The following is a 12,137-nucleotide window of genomic DNA, read 5'->3' on the forward strand; positions in this document are numbered from 1 at the left end:
ACATAGCTTTAATGACAAAGAGGCTAAAATACACTCAAATCTTTCAAAGGATCAAAGTGGAAAAAGACAATGCAATTTTTAAAATCATCACTAATGAGACAAGAGAAAGTACCGAACCCATGGAAATAGTAACTCCTACTATTTATGCTTCCGTCTTTTCCAAGTTTGCCGACAAACATGACCTGTCTCTTGAAAATGAGGAAGAAATTTCACACAATATTCTTAAAGATGAGTGCTCTTTTTTAACTGAGCTGCAGACAAAAACATCAGAAAATGCAAATCGCTTAAGCAAAAATACAAAAAAAGCCATCAATGCGATCAAAGATAAAAATGACACACTGCTTAATGAGGTGCTACACGAAACAGAAGCACTGCGACTTGAAGTGGAAAAACTACGTGAATCCGTTTATAAAGATGAATTAACACATGTATATAATCGAAAATGGCTTCATGACAATTGTATGCAAACAGACAAGGAGTCTTTCAACCAAGAAGGTGTTTTAGCAATGATCGACTTAAATTATTTTAAACTCATCAATGACACATATGGTCATGTCATCGGAGATAAAGTGCTTATTTTTATAGCTAACAGACTAAAAAGCATCAACAAAAATGTCATTCGATACGGCGGCGATGAATTTATTATTCTTTTTCCGAAAAACAGTTCAATTGAACATACTAGAGAACTATTGGATAGAACAAGAGAGAGTGTCTTATCCAAAAAACTCAAAGCCCATGAAGAGATGTTTACACTTAGTTTTTCTTTTGGTGTTGCCAGCTTTAAAAGTGGTAATAAACTTGCAAAAGTCCTCGAAGATGCCGACAAAAGCATGTACAATGATAAAATCAATATAAAAAAGAGAATCACAGGCATCTAAGAGATGCCTTATAAGCAAATTCTCACCTCTTTTTGGATATAATCGCGAAATTTTAAGTAAGACTCAAAAACTTCATTTAAGGCGATTATATGTCAGAAAACAAATACAATCCACAAGAAACTGAAAACAGATACTATAAAATTTGGGAAGATAGAAAATACTTCGAAGTAGATGGCAACAAGGCTATCCAAGAAGAAGGCAAAAATTTTGCCATCATGATGCCGCCGCCAAACGTTACAGGACGTCTGCATATCGGTCACGCACTTACTTTTACACTCCAAGACATCATCACACGTTACAAACGAATGGATGGGTATAAAACACTCTGGCAGCCGGGAACTGACCACGCCGGAATCGCTACACAAAACGTCGTTGAGAAGCAGCTTTTAGCAGAAGGAACGACAAAAGAGGCTATCGGCCGTGAAGCATTTTTAGAACGTGCATGGAAATGGAAAGAAGAGTCTGCAGGCATCATGACAGAGCAGCTTCGTAAAATGGGCGTATCACCTGCATGGGAACGTGAACGTTTTACAATGGATGAAGGACTTCAAAAATCTGTCAAAGAGGCTTTTGTACACCTCTACAATGAAGGGCTTATCGTTCGCGGCAACTATATGGTAAACTGGTGTACACATGACGGCGCACTCTCTGACATCGAAGTGGAACACGAAGAAGAAGACGGCAAGTTCTACCATATGCTTTACCATTTTGCAGATGGCAGCGGCAGCATAGAAGTGGCAACGACAAGACCTGAAACATATTTTGGAGATACGGCAGTAATGGTTCACCCTGATGATGAACGCTACAAAGACATCATTGGAAAAGAGGTCCTGCTTCCACTCCTTGACAAAAAGATAAAGATCATTGCAGACGACTATGTCGATATGGAATTTGGAACAGGTGTTGTAAAAGTCACGCCTGCACATGACCAAAACGACTACGAAGTCGGCAAACGCCACGACCTTGAGTTTATCACCGTATTTGACGAAAAAGGAATACTCAACGACTATGCCGGCGAATTCAAAGGTATGGAGCGACTTGAAGCGAGAGAGCCTATTGTAAAGCGTCTTGAAGAAGAAGGCTATATCGTCAAGATAGAAGACCACAAACACCAGGTAGGACACTGTTACCGCTGTAAAAACGTCGTCGAGCCGTATATCTCAAAACAGTGGTTCGTTCGTAAAGAAGTGGCTGACAAGTCCATTGAAAAGACAAATGAAGGTGAAGCAAAATTCTTCCCGCCGCACTGGATCAACTCTTATAATTCATGGATGGGCGAACTGCGTGACTGGTGTGTCTCACGCCAGCTTTGGTGGGGACACCAGATACCTGTATTTTATTGTGATGACTGCGGTCATGAGTTCGCTTCTCAGGAAGACCATCCGGAGTCGTGTCCAAAATGTGCTTCAAAGAACCTCACGCAAGATCCTGATGTTCTTGATACATGGTTTAGTTCTGCGCTTTGGCCGTTTTCAACACTTGGCTGGGGTAATGGCGATACAGCGATGGACAAACTCTTCGAATCAAATGACATGAAAGAGTTCTATCCAAACACACTCCTCATTACAGGTTTTGACATCCTTTTCTTCTGGGTTGCGCGTATGATGATGATGGGTGAGCACTTCATCGGTGAACTTCCGTTTAACCATATCTATCTCCATGCTCTTGTGCGTGATGAACACGGTAACAAGATGAGTAAATCCCGCGGCAATGTCATCGACCCGCTTGACATGGTCAACAAATACTCAGCGGATATTTTACGTTTTACCCTTGCAATCTCTGCGGCACAGGGACGTGACATCAGAATGAGTACAGATAAGCTTGAGCAAAACCGTAACTTTACGAACAAACTTGTCAATGCTGCAAAATTTTTACAGATGAATGTGGAGACTTTCCCTGACATGAGCGGTTTTTGCATAGAGACTGACTTGGGACGTTACATGATGAGCCGACTGAACCTTGCGACACAAGAGGTACGCGACTATCTTGAAGAGTATAAGTTCAACGATGCGGCACTTACTATGTACCGCTTTTTATGGAATGAGTTCTGCGACTGGGGTATCGAACTCTCTAAAGCCGATAAAGGCGCTATAGTCGAACTTGGCGCTATCTTTAAAGAGGCAATGAAGCTGCTTCATCCGTTTATGCCGTTTATTACAGAGCATCTTTACCACCAACTCAGCGGCACTACGCTTGAAGATGGTGACTCCATTATGATAAAAAAATTCCCTCACAAGGTAAAAAGACGTAAAGAAGAAGCAAAATTTGAGATCATCATGGATGCCATCATTTCCATACGCCGCGCCAAAGTACTTGTCGACATGGCAAACCAAAAGATAGAAAAAGCCTATGTTAAGATCGATGGTCTCAGTGATAAAGACAAAGAGATGATGCTGCCATTTATTGCAAAACTTGCAAAAGTTGAAAATGTTGCATTTACAGAACAAAAGGTTGAAAATGCGGTAAGTGACATCGCTGATAAATGTGAAACATTCATTCCAACAGACTCAATTGATCTCACACCTATTATCAACAAGTTGACAAAACAGTCAGAGAAACTTGAAAAAGAGATAGGAAAACTTAACGGTATGCTGAGTAATGAACGTTTCGTTGCCAATGCTCCTGCAGATGTTTTGGAGAAAAATCGTGAAGCACTTGCAGAAGCAGAGGCAAAACAGACAAAAGTGCTTGAGCAGCTAAGCTCCCTAAAGGCATAGATTGTTCGACATAAGAAAATATACATCACCAAACATCAAAAATGACATCCTCTCAGGACTCGTTGTTGCCGTGGCACTTGTTCCTGAAGCCATAGCATTTAGTTTCATCGCCGGTGTCAGCCCTATCGTAGGGCTCTACACCGCTTTTATTCTTGGACTTATCACTGCCATCATCGGTGGAAAACCTGGGATGATTTCAGGCGCTACAGGAAGTGTCGCCGTTGTCATCGTCGGACTTGTATTGGAAGCAAATGCAAAACTTACAGCACTTGGCATGAGTGGGGATGAACTCTATATCCATATGCTCAACTATGTTCTTTTGGCAACTATCATGGCCGGTGTCATTCAGATCCTCGTGGGTGTTTTAAAATTTGGTAAGTTCATTCGTCTCGTACCGCAGCCTGCGCTGTATGGATTTGTAAACGGACTTGCCATTGTCATTGCCATGGCACAGTTCAAGTTCTTCAACGGGCAAGGCATGAGTATGTATATCATCGTTGCCATCACTATGCTCATTATGTACTTTCTGCCTAAATTTACAAAAGCGATTCCATCAGGACTTGTTGCCATCGTCGTTTTAACACTCATAGTATACTTTATGAAAATAGACACTTTGACCGTTGGCGCGTTAGCCGATCTCTCAGAATTCAAAGGAAAACTACCGCACCTCATCATCCCGGATACGCTTTTTTCTCTTGATGCGATCATCATGGTACTTCCATATGCCATTATCATGGCACTTGTCGGTCTTATAGAGTCGCTGCTTACCTTGGCAGTTCTCGATGAGATGAGCGGCACACGCGGCAGTGGTAATCAGGAGTGTATCGCTCTTGGATGCGGTAATGTTGCCAGTGGATTCTTCGGAGGAATGGCAGGCTGTGCGATGATCGGTCAGTCTATCATCAACTTCACATCAGGCGGTCTCGGTCGTCTTTCATCTTTTACCGCAGCCGTCGGGCTGATCATACTTGTTATTTCATTAACAGATGTACTCAACACCATTCCTGTCGGTGTACTTGTCGGTATCATGTTCATGGTGAGTATCGGTACATTTGAGTGGTCGAGTTTTTCACATCTCAAGCATATGCCAAAATCCGACGTCTTTGTAATGATTGTCGTAACTATCATTACGGTTGTTGAAGATTTGGCAGTTGCTGTCATCATCGGTGTTATCATCTCTGCACTCGTCTTTGCATGGAAACATGCCCGTATCTGGGCAAAAACATATGTAGAAGAGGATGGAACAAAGGTCTATGAACTCGAAGGGCCGCTTTTCTTCGGAAGTGCTACGACATTTTCAGACAATTTCGATGTCAAAAACGACCCTCCAAAAGTTGTCATCGATTTTAGAAATGCACGTGTTATGGACTTCTCCGGTGTTGAAGCTATTGATACAATAGTGAAAAAATATGAACAAGCCGGTAAAAATCTTCTCTTGCGACATCTCAGTGAAGACTGTAAAAGAATTATGAAAAAAGCAGGACCGCATTGTACCTATGAAGAAGACGATCCTACCTACAAGGTTGCTATTGACTATTAGATAGAATTTCTTTAGGCTCTCCTATAAAGTAACCTTGAGAGTAGTCTATTCCCAACTCTTCAATCTTTTGAAGGGTTGCTTCATTATGGACATACTCTGCAATGACCTTAATACCACTCTTTTTGCAAAACTCTACAATTGTTTCAACAATTAAGAGGCTCTTCTCATTTTCCAGAATATCCTTAATGAATATACCATCAATTTTCAGATAATCCGGGTGCAGTTCTAAAAGTCTGGAAAAATTAGAATTTTCCATACCAAAGTCATCCAAAGCTATTTTAAATCCTCTCTTACGTAATGATCTAATCTGCTCCAACATATTTGATTCTGTTAATGTAACAATATCTTCCAATAATTCCAGAACAACTCTCGATGGATCAATATTGTACTTTTGAACATGAAGCATCAAAAACTCTTCAAGATAGCCTAAATTTATATCATTGGATGTAATATTGATAGAAAATTCATAATCGGTTGAATGAAAGACCTTAAATGCATTTGCAACAATTCGACGAGTGACTAATGACAATGTCCCTGTTATACGACATGCTTCCATAAAACGTATGGGTGAAGCTAAATTATTCCCATCATTAATCCTTGCAAGACATTCATACTTTTCAATTTTCTTCGTTTTATTATTACGAATAGGCTGAAAAAAACCAAGTAGTTTTTCATCTTCTATAGCACTACGGATCTTGTTAACCCAATAAATATTTTCCTGCTGTTTTTTTGCATATCCTGATTTCGTTTCAAAGATTTTATAGGAACTTTTTTTATAGAGTCTTGCTTCATGCACTGCTGCAGCTGCGTGATTGAGTGTTATAATACCATTACCCATAGCAACACCGATTGTGACTGAAATCTTTATGATAATATTATCATGATCAAGTTCAATTTCTGTCTGATTAAAAAAAGAGATAACAGATTCTGAAAAATCTTTAAGCTCTCTAAAGTTAAAAAAATCATTTACTATAAAAACGAACTCGTCACCGTCAAAACGAAATAGTTGCGCATTTTGCGGCTTTAACAATGTTAAATATTTTGCAATTTCAGTCAATATTTCATCACCGACAACATAACCATAAGTACTGTTGATATTGTTAAAATTATCTATATTGACAACAAAGATATTAAGACGACTATTGAGTTTTATATATTCAAGTAAAGCAAAATGATTATCTAACCCAGTTAATTGGTCTTTATAAAAATCCCAATCTCTTTTCTCTAGCTGAAAACTCATAGATTCATTTTATCTTATTTTTATTTATTCACTCTTAAGTCTGATAAAAGATTCCGGTTGAATATTTCTGTATTTTGGGATTTCCTGACCGATATTTGCATTGATATAGGTCGGATCAGCCATTACATACCTTCGTGAGCCCACTTTCACACTGTCACCCCGCATAGGAATGTAGAGTGCCGTACTCATATGGTCGCTGTACTTCACACCGACAACACGCACACCAAAAAGCTTTTTAATCAAATAGGCAAACAATACAGCTCTATCCTCACAGTCAGAAGCTTTGTTGACCAAAGTCTCCTCGGCAAACATCACCTTTTCATGCCCAAACTGTTCTTCATCCCGCTCATACACAAACGCTTTTTGAACAAAACGAAGCACAATGTTCATCGCTTCACTTATCTTTTTGCCGTCTGTATATCTTTTGATATCTTTCGCAATATCCCTGTAGGTAGTTATCTCCATAGGCGCATTAAAATATACTTTATAATCAACCTGCGGGTAACTGTTCATAAAATCGATTATGTTCTTATTGTATGAAAAGGATGTCCTGTACTCTTTGCCGTACTCTTTAAACGCAAGCTCTCTTGTTTGACTTTGCTCACGCAGTAAAGGCAACTTTTCCATAGTAAAATCAAGTGCTTTGTCAGCATCGGGATAATCCTGCTCGTATGTATAGATATTGCCGATGTCCTTTTTATTGTACTGCAATATCATATAGTAGTATCTGCCGCTGAATTTATAACGCGGTGTTGCATATATAATCTCTTTTGAATAGTGCAGTAAAAAAATATCATTGTTATCTGTCAATGCTATTTTAACACTGTAGCCTAATTTGCTAAGGAGAAACCAGGCATAGATATTGGCTTCGTTTCTGTCATTGTAAAGAGTTTGAGCCAACTTTGAAACAAGCAGGTTGACACCCCAGTCATTTAAAGCAAGATTCTTTTTACAGCTTTTTATTTCACTCAGTGTTGTATCATAACGACTAGAAGCCAACATAGAAAAGAAGTTCGCTATTCCAGCTTGATTTTCAGGGTAAAATTTTGCATGATATATCTTTTTATCTATGCTGAAACCTACTGAAGTTCCAAAAAAATCAAAATTAACATCTTTCTTTTGGGTTTGCTTGATAGTCTCTTTTTTTGGGAGTTGTTTTGCTTTTGGTACTCTTATCTGCACAATAGGACCAACATTGGGTGCTTTCTTTTCCTGCAGCGGTGTTATGGATTTAGGTTTGGGCTCTTTATATAATGGAGCTGTTATATATGCCTTATACTCCTGCCACTCGGCTTTTAAATAGTCATTAAAAGCATTGTCCCTCTCATCTTTATACTTTGAAAAAGATGCTGACTGAACCCTCTTAAAATTCTCAAAACTACCTGCTGATAAAAGTGTAACACTCAGTAGCAGCAGTAAATTAAAACGGCCAAACTGACTGAATAAGTTTTGTACCCCATCCTTGTTTCGTTGCACGGTCCATATCTCCCTCTGTTTTATAGAGTATCTTCGCATCACTTACCTGTGTAGAGCTTATTTTATTGTACTGATCGATGTCATACGGACGAATAACACCTGTTATCTGTATGATCTGCTTTTGATCATCAACAAGTATCTCACGTTTTCCGGAAATAAAATAGTTCCCATTTTGAAGCACTTTTACTATTCTAGCAGAAATAGTCGTGGTAAAGCTAGCATCTTTCGTTGCACTGCCTTTACCTTTATACGCAGAATCCGATTTTCCGGTGAAACCTATGTCACTGTATCCGTTTACTTTACTTATACCGCTTTTTACCCTGTCATTCCCTGCTCCCGCAGTTGAGAAGATACCACCACCCAATGTTGAAGAATCACTCTCACTGAGCTGCTTCGTTCCGGTGTTGGAGCTTTTTGCAGTTTCAGCAATAACAACGGTAACAATATCATTGACATGCATCGCCTTGTGGTCTGAAAAGAGCGGATTATCCCCTTTTCCAAAAAGGCTACCTGTCGATGCAAAGTCCTGTTTTTCCTCTTTTGGCGGCATCTGCTCAACATAAGCAGGCGGTTCAAAATCTATCTCCGGATCGGTCAACTTTGCAGTACATCCGGAAAAAATATATGTAATTAGGATAAAAGACAAAGGTATTAGTAATTTATTTTGCATTAAAACTCTTTAGTAACTTAATTAATGTATAATTCTAGCAATTTCAGTTCCATATATAAGGATAATTACAAATGAGTTTACGAGATACAATAAACAACGATGTCAAAGAGGCAATGAAAGCAAAAGATACAAAAAAAAGAGATGCCCTGCGTCTTTTAACATCGGCATTTAAACAGATAGAGGTCGATGAGAGAAAAGATCTCAGCGACGAAGATGTCATCAAGATCATTCAGACACAGATTAAACGCAGAAACGATGCAGCCAGCCAGTACAAAGATGCAGGCCGTGATGATTTAATGCAGACAGAGCTTGATGAGATAGCGTACTATGAAGTTTATCTTCCAAAACAACTCACAGATGAAGAGTTGGAATCTGAGCTTAAAAGCATCATAGAAAAAGTAGGTGCAACTTCTCCTAAAGATATGGGAAAAGTAATGGGTGCAGCTTCTAAAGAGCTTGCCGGAAGAGCTGACGGTAAACGTATAAGCACTTACGTGAAAGCACTTCTAGCTTAAGCCTACCAATCATCCAAGACGAAGCCTTTTGGCTCGTCATCTTCTTGCTTTTTCACTTCTACATTTTCATTTATCTCCGGCTCTTGTATCTTTTTAACTTCAGGTTTACTCATCTGCTCTTCAAACTGCAGCTCCAAACCTTTACTTGTCATGATAAAACCGTTTACATGCAGTTTACCGTCATGTATCTCTTTATGGTGCTCTTTACAAAGCGGTACAAGATTGTGTTTATTGTCTTTGTGAAAATGCCCGATAAAACCGGCCTTATCCGCAAGTGATTGATGAGAGATATGATGCACATCTTCAGCTACAGCACCGCAAATGACACACTTCGTCAAATACAATTCCTTGTTATACTTCGATTTTTTCTTTTTCACGAGCAGTTCAAGCTCATCAAAATCGTTGGCAAGTCTTTTTCTAATCGTATTGGCTATTTCCAAGAACTCACTGTCCATATGGAGTGATTTTGCAAATTCAAGCCCATAAATACTGCTACCGCTTCCAGCCTGCAGCACACGATTGAAGACCAGTTTGTCCGACTCTTCGTCATACTCGACACTGAGATGCAAATCGACAACATTATTAAGCTGCGTGATCTCCGGCATGGTCGAGAGCTGATGCAGGTGTGTTGCAAAAAGAAAAAGACAGCGGACATCTGAGAGCTTTTTAATGGCACTTGCCACGATTGCTACACCTGAGAGTGTCTCCGTTCCGTGGCTTATCTCATCACCCAGAACCAAAGAGCGTACAGTGGAACGATTAAAGATGTTTTTGAGTTCAAGCATCTCAACGGCAAAAGTTGAGAGCCCCTTGGCAAGATTGTCTTTGGAGACGATTCGCGTAAAGAGCGAATCAAAGATGCTGAACTTCATAACAGCGGCACTGACAAAGAAACCTGACTGAGCCATTAAAACAGCGATGCCGATACTTTTCATCAGTGAAGATTTTCCACTTGAGTTGATGCCGTAAAGCAGCACACCGTTAATGTCATGTCCATCATGCACACTTACATCGAGCATTACAGTTGTCGGATGCGGCAAATCGAGATAGTCGCGATTTCCCATCACAATGTCATTTGGCACATAGATGCCGCCGCGCTCCTGCACCTCAATGAGCGGATGGCGCAGCTGCATGATCTGCATAAAGTTCTCATCCCCTTTAGCTTCTACGATCATAGGGCGGGAGTGTTTGTACTCCTGTGCGATCTTCGATGAACTCACGCCGACATCCAAATCGGCAACATAGGCAATGACTCTGCTAAAGAGCAAAGAATAACGGCGTTCAAAAAGATTTTGCAGCTGAATATAACGCTCTTTGACAAGAGTAACGATCTTACGGCGGTTTTTCATAATCCTATCTGAGAGATCATCGGTAAATGCAGAGGTGATTTTCACGGAATTCGTCAATTTTTTCACTGTAAACTTGCTGAACTCCTCATCTTTTTTAAAAGTATTTTCAATGAGAGCGTAGCGATTCTTACTCAAAGAGATATAATATCCCTCTTTTTCCAAAAGTCCCAAAGAGACGACTTTAGCCGCACTGTTGGCTCCGGCATTTTCAAGCAGCGTTTCTATCTTTTTCATAATATCTTCAAAGGCTATGAGCATCACGGCATTCTCTTTGACAAGGGTATCGATGGACTCATCCACACCGCTCATCAAAAAGTTCTCATCGACCGTGTTGTTTGTAAATCTGCGTGAGACATCAAGATCGATGCTCTTTTGAATCTCACGCAGAAACTCATCGACCTCACTCTCATGAAAAGGTGTCTTTTGGATCTTGTGTTTTTTAACGTAGCGCATCAACTCTTTAACACTCTGCATCGAATCATAAAGATGATTCATCTCAAAAGGATGCAGGCGGGCAAGGCTTAGTCTGCGTGAGAGACGTTCCAAGTCATAAATTCCGCGCATCATCTCATCAAGATATCTCACGTGAGAAGATACTTTTTCTATTAAGTTGTAACGGCGTTCAAGCTCCTCACGCTCCATAATAGGATTAAGCAGGCGCTCTTTTAAAAGGCGGCGTCCGATCGCTGTGGAGCTTTTGTCCAGCATCTTCAGCAGTGTAAATTCACGTCTGTCTTTTGAAATAATTCCCATCTGCTCTAATGCATTATTGCCAAGGTACATAAAACGACGGTTATCTATGATACGTGGCAGTGACATCTTTTGGACAATATGATAATCATGTTCTATGACAAAATTGATAAGAATCGCCAAAGATTCCGTTATCATAGGATTGCGTTCAAGATCGAGATGTTCTATGGGTGAAAGAAGTGACTGTATCTGATAGACCTCTTTAAAGAGCTCATTTTGAAACTCTATCTTTGGACGAGCGTTGTTGACAGAGTAGTGATAGTGTTCTGGTATCTCAAGATACTGCATCACATGTTTTTGGTTTTCAATGCCGTCTAAAAAGGTCATCACAACTTCACTCGTTCTATAAACATTCAAGAGATTGAACACTTCATCCAAAGCATATGAAGGGTCTTCACTCGTTCCATGTGTTTCATAGAGCCATGTCTTTCCTGTTGTGACATCGATGGCGGAGTAACCGACACTGTAGATATCTCTGTATTTATCCACTAAAATCGAGACGATGTAGTTGTCATCATTATCGACGATGTGGTCAAAATTTGTTCCAGGAGAGACTATTTGAGAGATATAGCGGCTGATTTTGGGAGGATTGCCCTTTTGTTTCACGACAATGACCGTATATTTTTGTTCAGATATCAAACGGCTGAGATAGCGTTCAAAACTGACAGCGGGTACACCGGCTAAAAGAGGGTTTTTATCGGAATTTTCAATGATGTTCTTGTTTTTCTTTGTCAGCTGAATATTTAAAAGTTCGGCAATCTCTTTTGCCTTACCAATCTGGGCTTCATCATTGTTTACTTCATAGACCTCAAAAAAAGTGCCAATTTCCATAAAGACAACCGTATCTTTGCCATATTTAGACTCAAAATACTCCTGCAAATCAAAGTAAATCTGTGTCAATAACTTGTCTTTATTATTTAATAATTTTTCTACTTCAGATGAACGCATATCTCTCTTTGCTTACTTTTGTAATTGTTATGTGATTATAACATAAGAAAGATT

General features: G+C 39.7%; 8 protein-coding genes. 4 read left to right on the forward strand and 4 right to left on the reverse strand.

Annotation, left to right across the window (positions count from 1 at the left end; all coding sequences use genetic code 11):
- The first annotated feature begins 56 nt into the window (after window positions 1–56).
- The 3 genes from FM071_RS06945 (at window position 57) to FM071_RS06955 (ending at window position 5,135) form a co-directional block, all read left to right on the forward strand.
- Window positions 57–878, forward strand: coding sequence for a GGDEF domain-containing protein (locus FM071_RS06945; protein ID WP_226960512.1), 822 nt, complete (start codon window positions 57–59; stop codon window positions 876–878).
- A gap of 89 nt (window positions 879–967) precedes the next feature.
- Window positions 968–3,595, forward strand: a complete 2,628-nt coding sequence (locus FM071_RS06950) for a valine--tRNA ligase (protein WP_193110135.1) — start codon at window positions 968–970, stop codon at window positions 3,593–3,595.
- A 1-nt stretch (window position 3,596) separates the two neighbouring features.
- Window positions 3,597–5,135 (forward strand): SulP family inorganic anion transporter, encoded by a 1,539-nt coding sequence (locus FM071_RS06955; RefSeq protein WP_193110137.1) that lies wholly within the window; start codon window positions 3,597–3,599, stop codon window positions 5,133–5,135.
- On the opposite strand, the gene FM071_RS06960 is transcribed toward FM071_RS06955, so the two are convergent.
- From FM071_RS06960 to flgH, 3 genes are read right to left on the reverse strand one after another with little or no spacing between them, the layout of a single operon-like run.
- Entirely contained in the window at window positions 5,122–6,375 is a 1,254-nt protein-coding gene (locus FM071_RS06960; protein ID WP_193110138.1) for an EAL domain-containing protein, read from the reverse strand. The genes FM071_RS06955 and FM071_RS06960 overlap by 14 nt on opposite strands.
- Before the next feature lie 24 nt (window positions 6,376–6,399).
- Window positions 6,400–7,851 carry a hypothetical protein gene (locus tag FM071_RS06965; protein ID WP_193110139.1) on the reverse strand — a complete coding sequence of 484 codons (1,452 nt, stop codon included), beginning with the start codon at window positions 7,849–7,851 and terminating at the stop codon, window positions 6,400–6,402.
- Window positions 7,796–8,521: a flagellar basal body L-ring protein FlgH gene (gene flgH / locus FM071_RS06970; RefSeq protein WP_193110140.1), complete on the reverse strand. Its 726-nt coding sequence runs from the start codon at window positions 8,519–8,521 to the stop codon at window positions 7,796–7,798. Before flgH ends, FM071_RS06965 begins: the two co-directional genes overlap by 56 nt.
- 71 nt (window positions 8,522–8,592) lie before the next feature.
- Between flgH and FM071_RS06975 the strand changes: the two genes are divergently transcribed.
- Window positions 8,593–9,036, forward strand: a complete 444-nt coding sequence (locus FM071_RS06975) for a GatB/YqeY domain-containing protein (RefSeq protein WP_193110141.1) — start codon at window positions 8,593–8,595, stop codon at window positions 9,034–9,036.
- Between the two features lie 2 nt (window positions 9,037–9,038).
- Here the strand turns inward: FM071_RS06975 and FM071_RS06980 are convergent, their stop codons facing one another.
- Window positions 9,039–12,083, reverse strand: a complete 3,045-nt coding sequence (locus FM071_RS06980) for a MutS-related protein (RefSeq protein WP_193110142.1) — start codon at window positions 12,081–12,083, stop codon at window positions 9,039–9,041.
- Between the last annotated feature and the right edge of the window lie 54 nt (window positions 12,084–12,137).

This window comes from Sulfurimonas paralvinellae, from assembly GCF_014905135.1.
Classification (GTDB): domain Bacteria; phylum Campylobacterota; class Campylobacteria; order Campylobacterales; family Sulfurimonadaceae; genus Sulfurimonas; species Sulfurimonas paralvinellae.

Bases quoted from the DNA above. Each gene is read 5' to 3' on its own strand.
- flgH (WP_193110140.1), bottom strand. From the start codon at position 8,521: ATGCAAAATAAATTACTAATACCTTTGTCTTTTATCCTAATTACATAT.
- FM071_RS06960 (WP_193110138.1), bottom strand. From the start codon at position 6,375: ATGAGTTTTCAGCTAGAGAAAAGAGATTGGGATTTTTATAAAGACCAA.
- FM071_RS06950 (WP_193110135.1), top strand. From the start codon at position 968: ATGTCAGAAAACAAATACAATCCACAAGAAACTGAAAACAGATACTAT.
- FM071_RS06980 (WP_193110142.1), bottom strand. From the start codon at position 12,083: ATGCGTTCATCTGAAGTAGAAAAATTATTAAATAATAAAGACAAGTTA.
- FM071_RS06975 (WP_193110141.1), top strand. From the start codon at position 8,593: ATGAGTTTACGAGATACAATAAACAACGATGTCAAAGAGGCAATGAAA.